Genomic DNA, 18,639 nt, shown 5'->3' on the forward strand with positions numbered 1-18,639 from the left:
CCCTACGCCCGCGCGGCCGTCGCCTCCCTCACCCCCGGCACGCGCGCCCCCTGGATCGCCCAGGCCGCGAGCCGCGGCACCCGCATCTTCGCCGACGTCGGCTGGGACGACACCGGGGCCTGGGACCTGACGGGCCTGGCCGACCTTGAGCACTGCGAGGCCTTCCTGCCCAACGCGGAGGAGGCCATGCGCTACACCGGCGCCTCCTGTCCGCGCGCCGCCGCCCACGCCCTCACTGAACACGTGCCGCTCGCCGTGGTCACCCTGGGCGCGGAGGGCGCCTACGCCGTGGACCGGCGGACCGGGGAGACGGCGGAGGTCCCCGCCATCGCCGTGGAGGCCCTGGACCCGACCGGCGCCGGTGACGTCTTCGTGGCCGGCTTCGTCACCGGCACCCTGGCGGGCTGGCCGCTCGCCGACCGGCTCGCCTTCGCCGGACTGACGGCGGCCCTGTCCGTCCAGGAGTTCGGCGGCTCCCTCTCGGCCCCTGGCTGGGCGGAGATCGGCGCCTGGTGGCGGAAGGTGCAGTCGGTGGAGGGACAGGAGCCGGAGGCGCTGAGCCGGTACGCCTTCCTGGACGCGCTGGTTCCGGCGGAGGGAGCAACCCGCCCGTGGCCGCTGCGGCGGGCGGTGCCGACGATCGGGTTCGGGCGCTCGGCCTAGCCGGACGCCGAAAAGCCCTACGGCGTTGTCAGTGCACCGTCGTACCCTTGGAACCGCGAGGCCGCCCTCAGCTGCGCGGCCGTGACGAGGAGGAACCGCAGGCCTACAGAGCCGGCCCATGACTCAGACACCCACAGCTCACACCCCCGCGCAGGAGCAGGCGAGAGCACAGTTCACGGTTCCCGCCCAGCACCCGATGGTCACCGTGCTGGGATCAGGCGACTCCCTCCTGCGCGTGATCGAGAAGGCCTTCCCGGCGGCCGACATCCACGTCCGGGGCAACGAGATCAGCGCGGTCGGCCACCCGGTCGACGTCGCCCTCATCTCGCGCGTGTTCGAAGAGATGATGCTGGTGCTCCGCACCGGGCAGCCGATGACGGAGGACGCAGTGGAACGCTCGATCGCCATGCTGAAGGCGAGCGAGAACGGGACGAGCGACGGCCAGGAGACCCCGGCCGAGGTACTGACGCAGAACATCCTGTCCTCCCGCGGCCGCACCATCCGCCCCAAGACCCTCAACCAGAAGCGGTACGTCGACGCGATCGACAAGCACACGATCGTCTTCGGCATCGGCCCCGCCGGTACCGGCAAGACCTACCTCGCCATGGCCAAGGGGGTGCAGGCCCTGCAGTCCAAGCAGGTCAACCGCATCATCCTGACCCGCCCCGCGGTCGAGGCCGGCGAACGTCTGGGCTTCCTGCCGGGCACGCTGTACGAGAAGATCGACCCGTATCTGCGACCCCTGTACGACGCGCTGCACGACATGCTCGACCCGGACTCGATCCCGCGGCTGATGGCGGCCGGGACGATCGAGGTGGCGCCGCTGGCATACATGCGTGGCCGTACCTTGAACGACGCCTTCATCATCCTGGACGAGGCCCAGAACACGAGCCCCGAGCAGATGAAGATGTTCCTGACGCGGCTCGGGTTCGACTCGAAGATCGTGATCACCGGTGACGTGACCCAGGTCGACCTGCCCAGCGGCACCAAGTCGGGTCTGCGTCAGGTCCAGGACATCCTGGAGGGCCTCGACGACGTCCACTTCTCCCGCCTGTCGTCCCAGGACGTCGTACGGCACAAGCTGGTCGGCCGTATCGTCGACGCGTACGAGAAGTACGACAGCAAGCACGGCACGGAGAACGGCACCCACAAGGGCGGCCGGGGGAAGTCCGCGCACAAGGGGAAGTAGACACACACAGCGCCATGTCGATCGACGTCAACAACGAGTCCGGAACCGAGGTCGACGAGCAGGCGATCCTCGACATCGCCCGCTACGCACTCGCACGGATGCGCATCCACCCCCTCTCCGAGCTCTCGGTGATCGTGGTGGACGCCGACGCCATGGAACAGCTGCACATCCAGTGGATGGACCTGCCGGGGCCCACGGACGTCATGTCCTTCCCGATGGACGAGCTGCGTCCGCCGTCGAAGGACGACGACGAGCCCCCGCAGGGCCTCCTCGGTGACATCGTGCTGTGTCCCGAGGTCGCCAAGAAGCAGGGCGAGGAGGCCGAGACGCAGCACTCCATGGACGAGGAGCTCCAGCTGCTCACCGTCCACGGCGTGCTGCACCTGCTCGGCTACGACCACGAGGAGCCCGACGAGAAGGCCGAGATGTTCGGTCTGCAGGCGGCCATCGTGGACGGCTGGCGCGCGGAGAGGGGCCTGACCGGTCCGTCCCCGGCCCCCACCGTCTCATGAGCGGTCAGATCGTCGCGGGCGCGGTCGCCCTGGTCGTCGTGGCGTGGCTCGCCGCCTGTGCGGAGGCGGGCCTCGCCCGTGTCTCCAGCTTCCGCGCCGAGGAGGCGGTCCGCTCCGGCCGCCGCGGCAGCGCGAAGCTCGCGCAGGTAGCCGCCGACCCCACCCGGTATCTGAACGTCGCCCTGCTGGTCCGCGTCGCCTGCGAGATGGCGGCCGCGGCCCTGGTGACGTATGCCTGTCTGCAGTCCGTCGACGGCACCACCCGCGCCCTGCTCGCCGCGATCGGCGTGATGGTCCTGGTGTCGTACGTCGCCGTGGGCGTCTCGCCGCGCACCATCGGCCGCCAGCATCCGCTCAACACGGCGACGGCGGCGGCGTACGTCCTGGTGCCCCTCGCGCGGATCATGGGCCCGGTGCCCAACCTCCTCATCCTGATCGGTAACGCGCTCACCCCCGGCAAGGGCTTCCGCCGGGGACCGTTCGCCTCCGAGGCGGAGCTGCGGGCGCTGGTCGACCTCGCGGAGAAGGAGTCGCTGATCGAGGACGAGGAGCGCCGGATGGTGCACTCGGTCTTCGAGCTCGGCGACACGCTCGTCCGGGAGGTCATGGTCCCGCGCACCGACCTCGTGGTCATCGAGCGCTACAAGACCATCCGTCAGGCCCTCACCCTCGCGCTCCGTTCGGGCTTCTCGCGCATACCGGTCACCGGCGAGAGCGAGGACGACATCGTCGGGATCGTGTACCTGAAGGACCTGGTCCGCAAGACGCACATCAGCCGGGACGCGGAGAGCGAGCTGGTGTCGACGGCGATGCGGCCCGCCGCCTTCGTCCCCGACACCAAGAACGCCGGCGATCTGCTGCGCGAGATGCAGCAGGAGCGCAACCACGTCGCCGTCGTCATCGACGAGTACGGCGGCACGGCCGGCATCGTCACCATCGAGGACATCCTGGAGGAGATCGTCGGCGAGATCACCGACGAGTACGACCGCGAACTGCCGCCCGTGGAGGACCTCGGCGAGGACCGCTACCGCGTCACCGCCCGCCTCGACATCACCGACCTCGGCGAGCTGTACGGGCTCGACGAGTACGACGACGAGGACGTGGAGACCGTCGGCGGTCTGCTCGCGAAGGCCCTGGGCCGCGTGCCCATCGCGGGCGCGTCCAGCGCGGTCGAGCTTCCGGACGGGCGTGAACTGCGCCTGACCGCCGAGGCCGCCGCCGGCCGCCGGAACAAGATCGTCACGGTGCTGGTGGAGCCGGTGGGGCCGGCCGGTCCGGCCGAGGAGGAGAAGGACGCATGACCCCCGAGGAGCTGCGCGGCTTCTGTCTGTCCTTCAACGCGGCCGTGGAGGACTTCCCGTTCTCGCCGGAGATCTCCGTCTTCAAGGTCCTGGGCAGGATGTTCGCGCTCAGCCGGCTCGACAATCGGCCACTCACGGTGAACCTAAAGTGCGACCCGGAGGACGCGATCCGGCTGCGCGCCGACCACCCGGGCCTGATCATCCCCGGCTACCACATGAACAAGCGGCACTGGAACACCGTCACGGTCGACGGCGACCTGCCCGACGGCCTGGTGCGGGAACTCGTCGAGGACTCCTACGACCTGGTCGTGGCCGGTCTGCCGCGCGCCGAGCGGCTCCGCCTCGACCGCCCCTGAGCTGCGCGGCGGCGGTGGTTATGCTCGGCTCATGACCGACAGCAGCGCGCTTGGTCCCGAGGACCGCAAGATCGTCACCCTGGCCCGTTCCGCGCGGGCGCGCAACGGTGTGCCCGAGGGGGCGGCCGTACGGGACGAGACCGGGCGGACGTATGTCGCCGGGACCGTCGCGCTCGCCTCGCTGGAGCTGAGCGCGCTGCGCACGGCGGTGGCGATGGCGGTGGCCTCGGGTGCGAAGTCCCTGGAGGCGGCGGCCGTGGTGACCGAGGCCGGGTCCGTGCCCGAGCAGGACCTGGCGGCCGTACGGGATCTCGGCGGGGAGGGGACGCCGGTGCTGCTCGCCGGACCCGACGGGACGGTACGCGGCACGGTCACCGCAGGCTGAAAACCGCCCTTTTCAGAGTCGGCCCGAAGCGGCCGGAGTCGGCCGGAAATCGTCCTTGCCGCTTGCGTGTCTCTCGGGCATCAATGGAATCCGTAGTTCCGACGGTCCGTCAGATTCCTTACGCCACCCCCCACTTGGCGCCCCGCACCGCGCCTGCCGGCGGCCCGTCCGGACCTCTCCCATCCATCCCCACATGGCTTTCCCAGACACGGGAAGGGAGCCGGATTCCCCATGAGAGGCAAACGCACAGGAGCAGGTGCGGCCATGGTGGTGGGGGCCCTCGCGGCCGCCTCGCTGGCGTTCGCGCCCGGTGCCCTCGCCGTCACCCCGCAGACCGCGACGATCAGCGCGGACTGCGGCGCCTTCGGCAGCGGCGAGGCCACGCTCACCGCCACCCAGGACGGCACGGCGGCCACCATCACCGTCACGTCGGCCGTCACCGCCCCGATCGCCCTGTCGCAGGACTCGATCTCCTCGACGCTCACCCTGGTGAACAACACCAATGGCAGCACCAGCACGTTCAGCGGGACCAAGAACCCCGCGATCGCGGCCGGTGACCCCGTCACCGTCGGCCCCCTAGACGGCACCGTCGCCTCCGGTGACAGCCTGGAGGCCTACGGCGGCTCGCTGCAGCTGGTCGTCTTCGGGATCACCGTCACCTGCACGGCGACCGGACCGCAATCGCCCGGACCGTTCGTGTTCGACTGATCCGAGCCCGGGCTGCTCAGCCGGCGGACCGTCAGTTCCCAGCGGACACACAGGAACTGACGGTCCATCAGTTCATTTCGGCATCTCCATTGACTTCTCACGCGATCCACACATCAATGCCCCCAGCGAGCACAGAAGAAGAGGGGGCACACCCATGGGTTCGCAGAACCGAAGACGCCGTCTGGCGTCGCTGTTCGGGGCGGCCGCGCTCGCGGTCACCGCGGGCGGCGCCCTGGCCTGTCCGGCCGGCGCCGCCACCAACGTGGACTTCCCCACGCACTGCATCCCGCCCGCCGTCGCCGGCATCCCGCCGATCGACGGCACCACCACGGCGAGCATCTCGGTGGACAACACCGCACCGAAGGTCGGCGACACCGTCACCGTGACCTACACGGTGGTCAAGCCCGCCGCCAGCAACCCCACCGCGATCGCCCTGCCGGCCGACATCATGACGCCCACCGGCAAGATCACCCTCACCGGTGCGCAGACCGGGGACGTCACGGTCGCCGGCCCCAAGAAGAACGACCCGGTGCCCGGCAACGGCGCCTTCCCGTCGTTCTCCATGACCGGCACCTTCAAGGTCACCGCGCCGGGAGCGATCAAGCTCTCGCCCGGCGACTACAACATCCACACCAGCTACATCCTGGAGCTGGACACCCCGTGCACGGTGACCAACCCGCCCGCCCCGGTCTCCGAGACCGTCACGGCGACGAACTCCACCCCGGTCAACACCCGTGCCATCACGCTGAACAAGGCGTCCGGCAACCCCGGTGACAGCGTCGGCGTCAGCGGCACCGGCTTCACCGCGGGCGCCACGGTGACCCTGGCCGGACGGTCCGGATCCACCCAGACCGCGGACAAGGCCACCGTCACCGCCGACGCCAGCGGCAAGATCAGCGGCTCCCTCGTCGTCAACGACAAGACGACGACCGGGATCGTGGCGTACGAGGGCAGCGCGTACAGCGACGCCCTGGGCGCCGGGCCCGCCACGTACACGGTCATCGACAACACGCCGATCCCGGCCGGGAGTCAGAAGCTGACGACCACCGTGAACGCGGGCACGCTGTCGATGTCCCAGGCCGGGGACTCCGTCGCGCTGTCGGCGGTGGACTTCGGCAAGGGCGGGGCCTCCACGGGCAAGCTGCAGACCGTCACCGTCAAGGACTTCCGCGGCGGTCCGGCCGGCTGGTCGCTCACCGGCAAGGTCACCGACTTCACCGGACCCGGCGCCAAGATAGACGCCGGGAAGCTGAGCTGGACCCCCGCCTGTGCCACCAAGGCGGGCAGCCCCAGCACCTGTCAGGCGGGGTCGGCGGGCACGGTGGGCACCTCGGGCGCGACCCTGGCGTCCACCCCCAACGGCACGCTGACCGGCGGCGAGTTCACCGCGGACGCCCAGCTCTCCCTGGACGTACCGGCGTTCACGCCTCCCGGGTCGTACTCCGGGGTCCTGACCCTGACGCTCAGCTGACCGTACGGGCGTCCGCACCCGCCCGTTGCTCTCCTACCGCCGAAGTCCGTGGGGGTCCGCACCCATGAGAAAGCTCTCCGTCCTCCTGCTCGGTCTCTTCCTCGCCGCTCTCGCCACGCCCGCGCACGCCGCCGACAACGGCAGCTGGTCGGTCTATCCCCTCGCCTCGAAGATCGCCGCGCGCCCCTACTTCTACCTCTCCGCCGATCCCGGTACGACCGTCTCGGACAAGGTCGTCGTCGCCAACAAGACCGCCGGGCCGCTGACCTTCCGCCTCTACGCCGCCGACGCCTACAACACCGCCCGGGACGGCGGCTTCGCGGTGCGGACGCTGCACGAGAGGCAGCTGGGCGTCGGGGCCTGGGCCAGACCCGCCACGTCCCGGATCACCGTCCCCGCGCACGGCAGGGTCACCGTTCCCTTCACGCTGAGGGTCCCCGAGGGGGCCGAACCCGGCGACCATCCGGGCGCGTTGGTCGCGCTGGACGAGCGGATCGACCAGGGCAGCGGGTCCCTGGCGCTCGGCGTGCAGCGCGCGGTCGCCGCCCGTGTCTACCTGCGCGTCGGCGGACCCACCCTCCCCGCGATCTCCGTCGAGAACGTCCACATCAGCCACAGCCAGCCGCTCGTCCCCGGCTTCGGGACCAGCACGTCGACGATCTCCTACACCCTGCACAACACCGGCAACGTCACGCTCGACCCCAAGGTGGAGCTGCGCGCGCAGGGCCTGTTCGGCCGGACCCTGCTCTCCCGCGACCTGTCCCGCATCCCCTCCGAACTCCTGCCGGGCCAGCGCGTGCACCTCACGGAGCCGTGGCGCGGTGCGCCCCAACTCGACTGGGGCGACATCACGTTGACGGCGAGCGCGCAGGACACCCGGGAGTCGGCGAGCGCGTCCTTCTTCGCGGTGCCGTGGATCGCGACGGCGGTGCTGCTGGCGGCGCTGGCCGTGGGCACGGTGCTCTTCGTCAGATCCCGCCGGACGCGTGCGGCCGGTCAGGGTCCGGCGCGCCCCACGGGATCCCCGGCTTCGGCGCGCGACGCCGTGCGGGAGCGGCATCCGTCGGGGCGATGAGCGTCGCGGCGGATGCCCGGGCGGCCTGCTCCGTGTGCGCGCCGGGCAGTGCTTCCTTCGCCGGTGGTGTCTCAGAGAGCGTCCGGGCCGCGTTCTCCCGTGCGTACCCGGACGACCGTCTCGACCGGCAGGGACCAGACCTTGCCGTCGCCGATCTTGCCCGTCTGCGCGGCCTTGACGATCGCGTCGATGACGGCGTCCGCGTCGGTGTCGTCGACGACGACCTCGATGCGGACCTTGGGCACCAGGTCGACCTGGTACTCGGCACCGCGGTACACCTCGGTGTGGCCGCGCTGGCGGCCGTAGCCGCTGGCCTCGGTCACGGTCAGGCCGTGCACGCCGATCTCCTGCAGGGCCGTCTTCACCTCGTCGAGGCGGTAGGGCTTGACGATCGCGGTGATGAGCTTCATGCCTGGCTCTCGGCCTTCCGGACGGAGGGGACCACGGACGCGCTGACCGGGGCGCCGTGGCCCAGGACGCCGTGATCGTATGCGGTCTCGGCGTGCACCGTAAGGTCCAGGCCGGTGTGCTCGTGCTCCTCGGCCGCCCGGAAGCCGATGGCCTTGTCGAGCAGCCTGCCGATGCCGTACGTCACCGCGAAGGCGTACGCGGCCACGACCACCACCCCGACCGCCTGCTTGCCCAGCTGGGCGAGCCCGCCGCCGTACAGCAGGCCCTCCGTCCCGCCGGTCATCGCCTTCTCGGCGAAGACTCCGATCAGCAGGGTGCCGATCACACCGCCGACCAGGTGGACGCCGACGACGTCCAGCGAGTCGTCGTAGTTCAGCCGGAACTTCCAGCTCACCGCGTACGAGCAGACGACACCGGCGGCGAGGCCGACGACGAGGGCGCCCAGCAGGGAGACTGTGCCGCAGGACGGTGTGATCGCGACCAGGCCCGCGACCGCGCCGGACGCGGCGCCCAGGGTCGTCGGGTGGCCGTCCCGCTTCTGCTCGACGAAGAGCCAGCCGAGCAGACCGGTGCAGCCGGCGGCGAGGGTGTTGAGGAACGCGGCGGCCGCGAGGCCGTTGGCGCCGAGCGCGGAGCCGGCGTTGAAGCCGAACCAGCCGAACCAGAGCAGACCCGCGCCCAGCATCACCATCGGCAGGTTGTGCGGGCGCATGGCGTCCTTCTTGAAACCGAGCCGCGGGCCGAGGACCAGCGCGAGGGCGAGACCCGAGGCGCCGGAGGCGATCTCGACGGGCATACCGCCCGCGAAGTCCAGGGCGCCGAGGCGGTCCAGGATCCAGCCGCCCGGGCCCCAGACCCAGTGCGCGACCGGAACGTATACGAGCAGCGTCCACACTGGCACGAAGACCAGCCACGCCGAGAACTTGGCCCGGTCCGCGATCGCGCCGCTGATCAGGGCCGCCGTGATGATCGCGAAGGTGAGCTGGAAGGTGGCGAACAGGACGGTGGGGACGGAGCCGTGCACGCTGTCGGGGCCCAGACCCGCCATGCCGGCGTGCTTCAGGCCGCCGATGAGTCCGCCGCCGATGTCGTCGCCGAAGGCGAGCGAGTAGCCGGCGGCCAGCCAGACCACGGTGACCAGGGCGATCGACACGAAGCTCATCATCAGCATGTTGAGGACGCTCTTCGTGCGGACCATGCCGCCGTAGAAGAGGGCCAGGCCCGGGGTCATCAGCAGGACCAGGGCGGTGGCGGCGAGCAGCCAGGCGGTGTCGCCCGTGTTGATCTGCGCGGCGGCGAGGGGCACGGTCGTCTCCATCGAGGTGGGGGCTCGTCAGAGGGTCACCGGCGTGCGTTTCCGGTTGCGTACGGCTGTGTTTCCGTGACGTTTCGTTGCGGTGGGGTTACCGAATCCTCACGGTACGGCGGGGGTCCGGGGATCAGGGAGAATGGGCGGCATGAGCGTTCGTACCCAGTCATCCGAAGAGTCGGGCGAGACCGTCCACCGTGCCGGCTTCGCCTGCTTCGTGGGGCGCCCCAACGCGGGCAAGTCCACCCTCACGAACGCTCTGGTCGGGCAGAAGGTGGCGATCACCGCGAACCAGCCGCAGACCACGCGGCACACCGTGCGGGGGATCGTGCACCGGGAGGACGCCCAGCTCATCCTGGTCGACACCCCGGGGCTGCACAAGCCGCGCACGCTGCTGGGGGAGCGGCTCAACGACGTCGTGCGTACGACGTGGGCCGAGGTGGACGTGATCGGCTTCTGCCTCCCGGCGAACGAGAAGATCGGCCCCGGTGACCGGTTCATCGCCAAGGAGCTGGCGGGGATCCGCAAGACGCCCAAGGTGGCGATCGTCACCAAGACCGACCTCGTCGACTCCAAGACCCTCGCCGAGCAGCTGATCGCCATCGACCAGCTGGGCAAGGAACTCGGCTTCGAGTGGGCGGAGATCGTGCCGGTGTCGGCGGTCGGCGACAAGCAGGTGAGCCTGTTGGCCGACCTCCTCGTGCCGCTGCTGCCCGAGGGGCCCGCGCTCTACCCCGAGGGCGACCTCACGGACGAGCCCGAGCAGGTCATGATCGCCGAGCTGATCCGCGAGGCGGCGCTGGAGGGCGTCCGCGACGAGCTGCCGCACTCCATCGCGGTCGTCGTCGAGGAGATGCTCCCGCGCGAGGACCGCCCCGCCGACAAGCCCCTCCTCGACATCCACGCCAACCTGTTCATCGAACGCCCCAGCCAGAAGGGGATCATCATCGGCCCCAAGGGCAAGCGCCTGAAGGAGGTCGGCATCAAGTCCCGCAAACAGATCGAGGCGTTGCTGGGGACGCCGGTGTTCCTGGACCTCCATGTGAAGGTCGCGAAGGACTGGCAGCGGGATCCGAAGCAGTTGCGCCGCCTGGGGTTCTGAGCCGGGACCCTCCCCGGCCCGTCGGCGTGGCGGCTACGGCGTCTCGGCTTCTGACGGGGTCAGGTCCTGCAACCCCACCACCCGCAGCAACTGCAGGCGTTCGTACGACTCCGTGCCCGGGCGGGCCGTGTGGAGGATCAGGTGGTGGTGGCCGGTTTCGGTGAGGAGGATCTCGCAGTCCAGTTCCAGGAGGCCGACCAGGGGGTGGCGGAAGCGCTTCGTGGACTGGCGGCGGACCGCCACCTCGTGGTCGTCCCACAGGCGCGCGAACTCCTCGCTGGAGGCGAGCAGTTCGGCCACCAGCGTGGCCGGTTCCGGGTCGTCGGGGCGGGACGCGGCCACCGCCCGCAGGCTCGCCACATGGCTGCGCGCGTGGGCCGGTACGTCCTCCGGCGGGAACAGGTCCCGGGCCGCGGGGTCCAGGAAGAAGCGGCGCAGCATGTTGCGGTCCCGGGGCGGACGCGCCGACACGTCGCCGCTCAGCGCCCTCGACATCGCGTTCTGCGCCAGCACCTCCCCGCAGTCCGTCGAGACCATCGCCGGGGTGTCGTGCAGGCGGTCGAGGACCAGCAGCAGACCGGGGTTGACGTGCGTGGACGCGCCACCCCGGCGCGGCGGCTCCTCGCCTGCCAGATGGAACAGGTGGTCGCGTTCGTCGTCCGTCAGCCGCAGCGCGCGGGCCAGCGCCGTCAGGATCTGCCGGGACGGCCGCGGCCCCCGGGACTGCTCCATGCGCGTGTAGTAGTCGGCCGACATCCCGGCCAGCTGCGCCACCTCCTCCCGCCGCAGCCCCGGCGTGCGGCGGCGCGGGCCGGCCGCGAGACCCACGTCGGAGGGGTCCAGGCGGGCACGGCCACGGCGCAGGAAGTCGGCGAGTTCGGCTCGGTTCACCCCTCCAGCGTGCGGGAGCCGGCCCGGCTTATCCAGGGACTGCCGATCCCCTGATCGGGAGGTCTCTCCCGGTGGCCGGCGTCCCGCTGAAGGGTGGGTGGGGACGAGAGGAGCAGGACATGCTGACATTGGTCACGGGTACGACGGGACAGGTCGGACGGCGCTTCGTGCCGAGGCTGCTGGCACAGGCCCGGGCGGGCGAGAACGTGCGGATCCTGGTGCGGGACGCGGCGCGCGCGGAGCCGTTCGCCCGGCTCGGCGCCGAGGTCGTGATCGGGGACGTACGGGACGACGAGGCCCTCGCCAAGGCGGTCGCCGGAGCCGACGCCGTCGTCAACGTCGCCGCCGCCTTCCGCGGGGTCCCGGACGAGGAGGCGTGGGCCGTCAACCGGGACGCGGCGGTGGAGCTGGGCCGCGCCGCCCTGACCGCCGGTGTGCGGCGCTTCGTGCAGGTCAGCACCGGGCTGGTGTACGGCGTGGGGCGGGGCCGTCCGGTGACCGAGGAGGACGAGAGCCGGCCCGGCGGCTCGATGTGGGGCGCCTACCCCGCATCGAAGGCGGAGGCCGAACGGCAACTGCTGGCGATGGAGGGCCTGGACGTACGGATCGCCCGGCTGCCCTTCGTCTACGGCGAGGGCGACCCGCACCTCGCCCAGTCGCTGCGCTGGGCCGGGCAGTGGGCGGCCACCCAGCGCCTGCACATGGGCCACCACGCGGACGTCGCCCAGGGCCTGCTGCGCGTCCTGCACGCCCCCGGCATCGCCGGCCGGATCTACAACATCGCAGACGACGCCCCCGTCACGGCGGTCGAGCTGCACCAGCTCAACGGGGCCGAGGTGCCCGCCGAACTGCACGAGCGCACCGACCCCGACCCATGGCTGGTGATCATGTCCACCGACCGCATCCGCCGCGAGCTGGGCTACCGCCCCCGCTACCCGTCGGTCTACGCGGCCCGGGACGCCGGCGCCCTGTAGGTCACTCCACGCCCGGTCACTCCACGCCAGGTCACTGCACGCCCAGTCACTCCACGCCAGGTCACTCCACGCCCCGGATCCGCTGGACCAGCACCGCCCCCGCCAGCCCGATCACCGCCGACACCAGGTACAGCACCCGGTATCCGCCGAGGTAGGTGACGATCGGCGCGGCGAGGGCGGGTGCCGCGACCTGGGGCAGGGCGTTGGCCACGTTGATCACGCCCAGGTCCTTGCCCCGGTCCAGGGCCTTGGGCAGGACGTCCGTCATCAGCGCGAAGTCGACCGAGGTGAAGACGCCGAAGCCGATGCCGAGCACGGCCGCCGCGGCGAGTGCTCCCGGCCAGGTCTGCCAGCCCGCCAGCGCCCCCGTCGCCACCGCCATCAGCACCCCGGACCAGAGCACGAACGGCTTGCGCCGCCCCGTCCGGTCCGACCACACCCCGCCCACCACCACCGTGGCGAGCAGGGTCACGCCGTTCACCGCGGTCAGGATCAGCACGCCCTGGTCGGGGTCGTGGTAGTGCAGCCGGTCGCGCAGGTAGTAGAGCAGGTACAGCAGCACCAGCGCGTTGCTGAGGTTGATCAGGAAGCGGGTCAGCCAGGCCCATCCCAGGTCGGGGTACCGCCGCGGACTCAGCCAGAACCCGGAGAGAAAGCCGCGCCAGGACCACTCCGGCCGGTCCGCGACCCCCAGCCGCAGATCCGGATACCGCAGCACGTACGGCAGCACGCCCAGCAGCGTGAACACCGCGCACGCCACATACCCGGCCCCGATCCCGCCGGACGCCGTCGCGAGCCCGGTCCCGCCGACCACGCCCAGGATCTGCGCCACCCCCAACCAGCCGCCCACGGACCCGCGTTGCAGCCGCGGCACCCGGTCCGGCACCGCGGCCGTCACTGCCGCGAAGGCCGCGTTCAGCGTCAGCTGGACCAGACACCAGCCGAGTGTCATCGTCGCCATCCCGTCCGCCACGGCGAGGACCAGCAGCGACAGCGCACCGCCCGCCGCCCCGGCCACGATCCAGGGCGTACGGCGGCCCCAGCGCGCGGTGGTGCGGTCCGAGAGGGCGCCGAAGAAGGGGTTGGCGACCAGGGAGACGACCGCGCCGATCCCGGTCACCCAGGCCAGCATGGTCTCCTTCGACATGCCGGAGCCGGGCGCGAAGTCCTTCGCCTGGGAGGCCAGCAGGATCTGCAGGGGGCCGTACCAGCCCACCCAGATCGCCCCGTTGGCGAGCGAGAGGGAGGCGGTCCAGCCCCGGCCGACCCGCTCGGTCGGCTCGGCGAGTGCCTGCGGGGGCCGGGTGGTCGTCATCTCTGCGCCCGCAGCACGTCCCGGAACCAGCCGTACGAGGCCTTCGGTGTCCGCGCCTGCGTCTCGAAGTCCACGTGGACCAGCCCGAAGCGGCGCGCGTAGCCCTCCGCCCACTCGAAGTTGTCCATCAGCGACCACACGAAGTACCCGCGCACGTCCACGCCCGCCTCCACCGCCCGGTGCAGGGCGCGCAGATGACCGTCCAGGTAGGTGATCCGGTCCTGGTCGTCGAGGCCCTCGTAGCTGCAGCCGTTCTCGGTGATGACGACGGGCGGCAGCCGGTCGCCGTAGCGCTCGCGGAAGCCGGTGAGGAGTTCGGTCAGGCCCTCGGGGACGACGGGCCAGCCGAAGTCGGTCACCGGTACGCCCTCGATCTCCCGCACGGAGAAGGGCAGTTCGGCCGGGATGGTGAGGCCGCCGAACTCGATGTCCGTGCCCTGCGGGGCGCCCACGCGGGTCGGCGCGTAGTAGTTGATCCCGTACCAGTCGATCGGCTCGGCGATGACCTTCAGATCGGCCTCGACGTCACCCGGCATCAACTCGCCGATGCCGTCCGGGTACCGGCCCAGCAGCAGGGGGTCGGAGAACAGCCGGTTGAGCAGCAGGTCGTAGAAGTCGGCCGCGTCGACGTCGGCCCGTTCCGAGGACGCCGGCCAGGTCGGACCGTGCGAGTTGGCGATCCCGATGTCCGTGGCACCGGCCGCGCGCAGGGCCCGTACGGCCAGACCGTGGGCCAGCAGCTGGTGGTGGGCGACCGGAAGCGCGTCGAACATCAGCTGCTTGCCGGGCGCGTGGGCGCCCAGCGCGTGCCCCAGCAGGGTCTGTTCGGCGGGCTCGTTGAGGGTGATCCACTTCCGTACCCGGTCGCCCAGCCGCTCGGCGACCACGGACACGTACTCCGCGAACCGCGAGGCCGTGTCGCGCTCCAGCCAGTCCAGGGTGACGGGCAGGTCCCAGTGGAAGAGGGTGGGGACGGGGCGGACGCCCGCGGCCAGCAGCTCGTCCACGAGACGGTCGTAGAAGTCCAGGCCGCCGGGGAAGTTCACCCGCGGCCAGGAGACCGAGAAGCGGTACGCGTCCACGCCGAGGCCGGCCAGGAGGGCCACGTCCTCGCGGTAGCGGTGGTAGTGGTCGCAGGCCACCGCCGCCGTGGAACCGTCCTTCACCCGCCCCGGCTCGGCCGTGAAGGCGTCCCAGACCGAGGGCTCGCGCTCGTCGACGGCGCCCTCGATCTGGTGGGCCGAGGTCGACACGCCCCAGAGGAAACCGGCCGGGAAGCGGGGTATCGGATTGCCTGCATCAGTCGCCATGGGCGGGATCATCCTTACCGCCGGTAACGGAAGTCAACGCCCTGACGTGAACCGGTCGTTACGACCGTCCCTCACGGCCCGTCCTCGCGCCCCACTCTCACGCCCCTTCCTTCAGTACCCGGGAGATCAGCTGCCGCTGCTCCTCGGTGAGCCGGGGATCGGCGGCGTACACCGTCCTGCCGTCGACCGTGATCTCGTAGCTGAACCCGTCGGGCACGCCCGCCGGCGGCGTGGCCCGGCCGGCGGCCACCGCCTTCTCGGCCAGGGCCTGCCACTCGTGCGCGTCGGGCCGCCCCGAGGTGTCCACCTCGGCGCGGCGCTCGATGCCCGCGAATCCACCCGTGCGCCTCACTCGAATACGCATGGGTCCGTGTCTAGTACGGAACTACGACGTGCGCACCCCGACCTGCTCCCAGGCCTTCAGAACGGCCTGAAGCTCCTCACCGTCGCTGAAGCGGGCTTTCGCCGCCGCGACCGTCAGCTTGGCGAAGTCCGCGAACAGGGCGTCCTTCTTCAGCTCGCCGCCGGTCAGGATGTCGTACCAGATCTGGCCGGCCTTCTCCCAGGCGTGGCCGCCGAGCGCGTTCGCCGCCAGGTAGAAGGCGTGGTTGGGGATGCCGGAGTTGATGTGGACGCCGCCGTTGTCACGGCCGGTGCGGACGAAGTCGTCCATGGTCGCGGGCTGCGGGTCCTTGCCGAGGACGTCGTCGTCGTACGCCGTGCCCGGCTCCTTCATGGAACGCAGCGCCTTGCCCGTCACCCGGGGCGCGAGCAGGCCGGCGCCGATCAGCCAGTCGGCCTCGGCGGCGGTCTGGCCGAGCGTGTACTGCTTGATCAGCGAGCCGAAGACGTCGGACAGGGACTCGTTGAGGGCGCCGGGCTGGCCGAAGTAGGTCAGGTTGGCCGTGTACTGCGTGACGCCGTGGGTGAGTTCGTGGCCGATGACGTCGATCGGGATGGTGAAGTCGAGGAAGATCTCGCCGTCACCGTCGCCGAACACCATCTGCTCGCCGTTCCAGAAGGCGTTGTTGTAGTCCTTGTCGTAGTGCACGCTCGCGTCGAGCGGGAGCCCGTTGCCGTCGATCGAGTAGCGCTCGTAGGCCTTCAGATACAGCTCGAAGGTGGCGCCGAGACCGGCGTAGGCGCGGTTGGCGGTGGCGTCCTTGCCGGGGTCGTCGCCCTCGCCGCGGACCTTGTGGCCGGGCAGGTCGGTGCCGTGGCGGGCGTCGTAGATGGTGCGGTGGGGCTGCTCGGCGGTCGCTCCGGTGGGCGGGGCGACGGCAGGGGCGCCGATGACGGTGGTCAGACGGCGGTGGGTGCGCTCGAAGGCGTCGCGCTCGAGGGTCTTGCGAGCGGCGTTGGCGAGCGCCGGGTCCTCGTGCTGGGCCAGCTTGTCGAGGATGTGCGGCGGTACGACGGTGCAGAAGACGGGCTCTGAGCCCCCGTTGGTCTTCGTCATGCCCGGCACGATGGCACTGCGTTAGCTGTATGTCACTAGGTGCGACCATGATTGGTGAAATATGGGGATGCTCCCGCCGTTGGTGGTTGCACTGTGTTATGCCGCTTAGGCGGTGGGTGGTTGCTCGCGCCCACGCGGCGGAGCCGCACATCGACACAGCCCCGCGCCCCTGTGGGGCGCGTCCCAGTCCCGCATGTTGATACGGGGCCGCCTTTCTGAGCCGGCTCGGCTAGCATGCTTCGCATCATGCGTTTCGGGCTGCTTCTTCTTAGCTGCCGCGGCGAGGGCCTGTAGGACAGGTCGACTCCCTCCCCGCGGAGCTTCGTGTTGCGTCGTCGGCCGTCCTTCCGGACACCAAGAGGAGCCCCGCAATCATGGCGAACCGCCAGCAGCCCAGCAGCATGCCGATCCACAAGTACGGGAAGTACGAGCAGGTCGACATCCCCGACCGCACCTGGCCCGAGAAGCGGATCACCCAGGCCCCCCGCTGGCTCTCCACCGACCTGCGTGACGGCAACCAGTCCCTGATCGACCCGATGTCGCCCGAGCGCAAGCGCCGGATGTTCGACCAGCTGGTGAAGATGGGCTACAAGGAGATCGAGGTCGGCTTCCCGGCGTCGGGCCAGACGGACTTCGATTTCGTACGGTCGATCATCGAGGAGCCCGGGGTCATTCCCGACGACGTCACCATCTCCGTACTGACCCAGGCCCGCGAGGACCTGATCGAGCGGACCGTGGAGTCGCTGAAGGGCGCCAAGCGGGCCAACGTCCACCTGTACAACGCCACCGCGCCCGTCTTCCGCCGGGTCGTCTTCCGGGGCTCCAAGGACGACATCAAGCAGATCGCCGTCGACGGCACGCGGCTGGTGATGGAGTACGCGGAGAAGCTGCTGGGCCCGGAGACCGAGTTCGGCTACCAGTACAGCCCGGAGATCTTCACCGACACCGAACTGGACTTCGCGCTGGAGGTCTGCGAGGCGGTCATGGACGTCTGGCAGCCCGGCCCGGACCGCGAGATCATCCTGAACCTGCCGGCGACCGTCGAGCGCTCCACGCCCTCCACCCACGCCGACCGCTTCGAGTGGATGGGCCGCAACCTGTCCCGCCGCGAGTACGTCTGCCTGTCCATCCACCCGCACAACGACCGGGGTACGGCCGTCGCCGCCGCCGAGCTGGCGCTGATGGCCGGCGCCGACCGCGTCGAGGGATGTCTGTTCGGGCAGGGCGAGCGCACCGGCAACGTCGACCTGGTCACCCTGGGCATGAACCTGTTCTCCCAGGGCGTCGACCCGCAGATCGACTTCTCCGACATCGACGAGATCCGTCGTACGTGGGAGTACTGCAACCAGATGGAGGTCCACCCGCGCCACCCGTACGTGGGCGACCTGGTCTACACGTCCTTCTCCGGCTCCCACCAGGACGCCATCAAGAAGGGCTTCGACGCGATGGAGGCCGACGCGGCCGCCAAGGGCGTGACGGTCGACGACATCGAGTGGGCGGTGCCGTACCTGCCGATCGACCCGAAGGACGTGGGCCGCTCGTACGAGGCCGTGATCCGGGTCAACTCGCAGTCCGGCAAGGGCGGTATCGCGTACGTCCTGAAGAACGACCACAAGCTGGACCTGCCGCGCCGGATGCAGATCGAGTTCTCGAAGATCATCCAGGCGAAAACGGACGCCGAGGGCGGCGAGGTCACCGGCTCCGACATCTGGGCGGTCTTCCAGGACGAGTACCTGCCGAACCCCGAGAACCCGTGGGGCCGTATCCAGGTCAGGAACGGGCAGTCGACGACCGACACGGACGGGGTGGACACGCTCAGGGTCGAGGCGACCGTGGACGGCGAGGACACCGTCCTGACCGGTACCGGCAACGGCCCGATCTCCGCCTTCTTCGACGCCCTGCAGAAGATCGGCGTCGACGCCCGGCTGCTGGACTACCAGGAGCACACGATGAGCGAGGGCGCCTCCGCGCAGGCCGCCTCCTACATCGAATGCGCGATCGACGACAAGGTTCTGTGGGGAATCGGCATCGACGCGAACACGACGCGTGCCTCCCTGAAGGCGGTCGTCTCGGCGGTCAACCGCGCCGCCCGCTGACCCCTCTGACGTGCTGGTTCGGGGTCCTGATCGTCGTATACGGCGACCGGGGCCCCGCCCCTTTTCGGCCACCTCTTCGTGGAGGTCACGGAAAGGTCTCTTCCGGGGTACT

19 protein-coding genes are annotated in these 18,639 nt (G+C 70.6%); 12 read left to right on the forward strand and 7 right to left on the reverse strand.

Features of this window, described 5'->3' with window-relative positions; all coding sequences use genetic code 11:
• The 9 genes from GRC12_RS15330 to GRC12_RS15370 all read left to right on the forward strand — a co-directional run.
• The coding region (locus tag GRC12_RS15330) for a carbohydrate kinase family protein (RefSeq protein ID WP_244372875.1) at window positions 1–663 on the forward strand (663 nt) is incomplete at its 5' end.
• 118 nt (window positions 664–781) lie between these two features.
• Window positions 782–1,852 carry a PhoH family protein gene (locus GRC12_RS15335; protein ID WP_208779804.1) on the forward strand — a complete coding sequence of 357 codons (1,071 nt, stop codon included), beginning with the start codon at window positions 782–784 and terminating at the stop codon, window positions 1,850–1,852.
• 14 nt (window positions 1,853–1,866) lie between these two features.
• The gene (gene ybeY / locus GRC12_RS15340) at window positions 1,867–2,364 is read left to right on the forward strand and encodes an rRNA maturation RNase YbeY (protein ID WP_208779805.1); all 498 of its coding nucleotides are present in this window, start codon (window positions 1,867–1,869) and stop codon (window positions 2,362–2,364) included.
• On the forward strand, window positions 2,361–3,665 hold the full coding sequence (locus tag GRC12_RS15345; protein ID WP_208779806.1) for a hemolysin family protein: 1,305 nt from the start codon (window positions 2,361–2,363) through the stop codon (window positions 3,663–3,665). The genes ybeY and GRC12_RS15345 overlap by 4 nt, the downstream gene beginning before the upstream one ends.
• Window positions 3,662–4,021 carry an MmcQ/YjbR family DNA-binding protein gene (locus GRC12_RS15350; protein ID WP_208779807.1) on the forward strand — a complete coding sequence of 120 codons (360 nt, stop codon included), beginning with the start codon at window positions 3,662–3,664 and terminating at the stop codon, window positions 4,019–4,021. The genes GRC12_RS15345 and GRC12_RS15350 overlap by 4 nt, the downstream gene beginning before the upstream one ends.
• A gap of 31 nt (window positions 4,022–4,052) precedes the next feature.
• Window positions 4,053–4,406 carry a cytidine deaminase gene (locus GRC12_RS15355; protein WP_208779808.1) on the forward strand — a complete coding sequence of 118 codons (354 nt, stop codon included), beginning with the start codon at window positions 4,053–4,055 and terminating at the stop codon, window positions 4,404–4,406.
• Window positions 4,407–4,637: 231 nt separating this feature from the next.
• The gene (locus tag GRC12_RS15360; protein WP_208779809.1) at window positions 4,638–5,114 is read left to right on the forward strand and encodes a hypothetical protein; all 477 of its coding nucleotides are present in this window, start codon (window positions 4,638–4,640) and stop codon (window positions 5,112–5,114) included.
• 154 nt (window positions 5,115–5,268) lie between these two features.
• Window positions 5,269–6,585, forward strand: a complete 1,317-nt coding sequence (locus GRC12_RS15365) for a beta-xylosidase (RefSeq protein WP_133041070.1) — start codon at window positions 5,269–5,271, stop codon at window positions 6,583–6,585.
• 64 nt (window positions 6,586–6,649) lie between these two features.
• Window positions 6,650–7,660, forward strand: a complete 1,011-nt coding sequence (locus GRC12_RS15370; RefSeq protein ID WP_208779810.1) for a DUF916 domain-containing protein — start codon at window positions 6,650–6,652, stop codon at window positions 7,658–7,660.
• A 71-nt stretch (window positions 7,661–7,731) separates the two neighbouring features.
• Here the strand turns inward: GRC12_RS15370 and GRC12_RS15375 are convergent, their stop codons facing one another.
• Both GRC12_RS15375 and GRC12_RS15380 read right to left on the reverse strand, forming a co-directional pair.
• Window positions 7,732–8,070: a P-II family nitrogen regulator gene (locus GRC12_RS15375; RefSeq protein WP_133041072.1), complete on the reverse strand. Its 339-nt coding sequence runs from the start codon at window positions 8,068–8,070 to the stop codon at window positions 7,732–7,734.
• The gene (locus tag GRC12_RS15380; protein WP_244372876.1) at window positions 8,067–9,389 is read right to left on the reverse strand and encodes an ammonium transporter; all 1,323 of its coding nucleotides are present in this window, start codon (window positions 9,387–9,389) and stop codon (window positions 8,067–8,069) included. Before GRC12_RS15380 ends, GRC12_RS15375 begins: the two co-directional genes overlap by 4 nt.
• A gap of 139 nt (window positions 9,390–9,528) precedes the next feature.
• Between GRC12_RS15380 and era the strand changes: the two genes are divergently transcribed.
• Window positions 9,529–10,482 carry a GTPase Era gene (era, locus tag GRC12_RS15385; protein WP_208779811.1) on the forward strand — a complete coding sequence of 318 codons (954 nt, stop codon included), beginning with the start codon at window positions 9,529–9,531 and terminating at the stop codon, window positions 10,480–10,482.
• Between the two features lie 33 nt (window positions 10,483–10,515).
• On the opposite strand, the gene GRC12_RS15390 is transcribed toward era, so the two are convergent.
• Window positions 10,516–11,373, reverse strand: coding sequence for a helix-turn-helix transcriptional regulator (locus GRC12_RS15390; RefSeq protein ID WP_208779812.1), 858 nt, complete (start codon window positions 11,371–11,373; stop codon window positions 10,516–10,518).
• Between the two features lie 119 nt (window positions 11,374–11,492).
• Between GRC12_RS15390 and GRC12_RS15395 the strand changes: the two genes are divergently transcribed.
• A complete protein-coding gene (locus GRC12_RS15395; protein ID WP_208779813.1) occupies window positions 11,493–12,347 on the forward strand; it encodes an NAD-dependent epimerase/dehydratase family protein in 855 nt (284 codons plus the stop codon).
• A gap of 61 nt (window positions 12,348–12,408) precedes the next feature.
• Here the strand turns inward: GRC12_RS15395 and GRC12_RS15400 are convergent, their stop codons facing one another.
• The 4 genes from GRC12_RS15400 to GRC12_RS15415 all read right to left on the reverse strand — a co-directional run bounded on the left by GRC12_RS15400 (window position 12,409) and on the right by GRC12_RS15415 (window position 16,431).
• Window positions 12,409–13,662: an MFS transporter gene (locus GRC12_RS15400; protein WP_208779814.1), complete on the reverse strand. Its 1,254-nt coding sequence runs from the start codon at window positions 13,660–13,662 to the stop codon at window positions 12,409–12,411.
• Window positions 13,659–14,984: a GH1 family beta-glucosidase gene (locus GRC12_RS15405; RefSeq protein ID WP_208779815.1), complete on the reverse strand. Its 1,326-nt coding sequence runs from the start codon at window positions 14,982–14,984 to the stop codon at window positions 13,659–13,661. The genes GRC12_RS15400 and GRC12_RS15405 overlap by 4 nt, the downstream gene beginning before the upstream one ends.
• An 85-nt stretch (window positions 14,985–15,069) precedes the next feature.
• A complete protein-coding gene (locus GRC12_RS15410) occupies window positions 15,070–15,336 on the reverse strand; it encodes a protealysin inhibitor emfourin (protein ID WP_133041078.1) in 267 nt (88 codons plus the stop codon).
• Between the two features lie 21 nt (window positions 15,337–15,357).
• Complete coding sequence (locus tag GRC12_RS15415) at window positions 15,358–16,431, reverse strand: M4 family metallopeptidase (protein WP_208779816.1); 1,074 nt, start codon at window positions 16,429–16,431, stop codon at window positions 15,358–15,360.
• A gap of 374 nt (window positions 16,432–16,805) precedes the next feature.
• Between GRC12_RS15415 and leuA the strand changes: the two genes are divergently transcribed.
• A complete protein-coding gene (gene leuA, locus GRC12_RS15420) occupies window positions 16,806–18,527 on the forward strand; it encodes a 2-isopropylmalate synthase (RefSeq protein WP_208779817.1) in 1,722 nt (573 codons plus the stop codon).
• Window positions 18,528–18,639 lie beyond the last annotated feature (112 nt).

The sequence above is a fragment of the Streptomyces griseorubiginosus genome (assembly GCF_017614965.1).
Classification (GTDB): Bacteria; Actinomycetota; Actinomycetes; order Streptomycetales; family Streptomycetaceae; genus Streptomyces; species Streptomyces griseorubiginosus_B.

What these genes read in the sequence shown, in the direction of transcription:
- GRC12_RS15335 (WP_208779804.1), top strand. Translation starts at nt 782, where the DNA reads ATGACTCAGACACCCACAGCTCACACCCCCGCGCAGGAGCAGGCGAGA.
- ybeY (WP_208779805.1), top strand. Translation starts at nt 1,867, where the DNA reads ATGTCGATCGACGTCAACAACGAGTCCGGAACCGAGGTCGACGAGCAG.
- GRC12_RS15345 (WP_208779806.1), top strand. Translation starts at nt 2,361, where the DNA reads ATGAGCGGTCAGATCGTCGCGGGCGCGGTCGCCCTGGTCGTCGTGGCG.
- GRC12_RS15350 (WP_208779807.1), top strand. Translation starts at nt 3,662, where the DNA reads ATGACCCCCGAGGAGCTGCGCGGCTTCTGTCTGTCCTTCAACGCGGCC.
- GRC12_RS15355 (WP_208779808.1), top strand. Translation starts at nt 4,053, where the DNA reads ATGACCGACAGCAGCGCGCTTGGTCCCGAGGACCGCAAGATCGTCACC.
- GRC12_RS15360 (WP_208779809.1), top strand. Translation starts at nt 4,638, where the DNA reads ATGAGAGGCAAACGCACAGGAGCAGGTGCGGCCATGGTGGTGGGGGCC.
- GRC12_RS15365 (WP_133041070.1), top strand. Translation starts at nt 5,269, where the DNA reads ATGGGTTCGCAGAACCGAAGACGCCGTCTGGCGTCGCTGTTCGGGGCG.
- GRC12_RS15370 (WP_208779810.1), top strand. Translation starts at nt 6,650, where the DNA reads ATGAGAAAGCTCTCCGTCCTCCTGCTCGGTCTCTTCCTCGCCGCTCTC.
- GRC12_RS15375 (WP_133041072.1), bottom strand. Translation starts at nt 8,070, where the DNA reads ATGAAGCTCATCACCGCGATCGTCAAGCCCTACCGCCTCGACGAGGTG.
- GRC12_RS15380 (WP_244372876.1), bottom strand. Translation starts at nt 9,389, where the DNA reads ATGGAGACGACCGTGCCCCTCGCCGCCGCGCAGATCAACACGGGCGAC.
- era (WP_208779811.1), top strand. Translation starts at nt 9,529, where the DNA reads ATGAGCGTTCGTACCCAGTCATCCGAAGAGTCGGGCGAGACCGTCCAC.
- GRC12_RS15395 (WP_208779813.1), top strand. Translation starts at nt 11,493, where the DNA reads ATGCTGACATTGGTCACGGGTACGACGGGACAGGTCGGACGGCGCTTC.
- GRC12_RS15400 (WP_208779814.1), bottom strand. Translation starts at nt 13,662, where the DNA reads ATGACGACCACCCGGCCCCCGCAGGCACTCGCCGAGCCGACCGAGCGG.
- GRC12_RS15405 (WP_208779815.1), bottom strand. Translation starts at nt 14,984, where the DNA reads ATGATCCCGCCCATGGCGACTGATGCAGGCAATCCGATACCCCGCTTC.
- GRC12_RS15410 (WP_133041078.1), bottom strand. Translation starts at nt 15,336, where the DNA reads ATGCGTATTCGAGTGAGGCGCACGGGTGGATTCGCGGGCATCGAGCGC.
- GRC12_RS15415 (WP_208779816.1), bottom strand. Translation starts at nt 16,431, where the DNA reads ATGACGAAGACCAACGGGGGCTCAGAGCCCGTCTTCTGCACCGTCGTA.
- leuA (WP_208779817.1), top strand. Translation starts at nt 16,806, where the DNA reads ATGGCGAACCGCCAGCAGCCCAGCAGCATGCCGATCCACAAGTACGGG.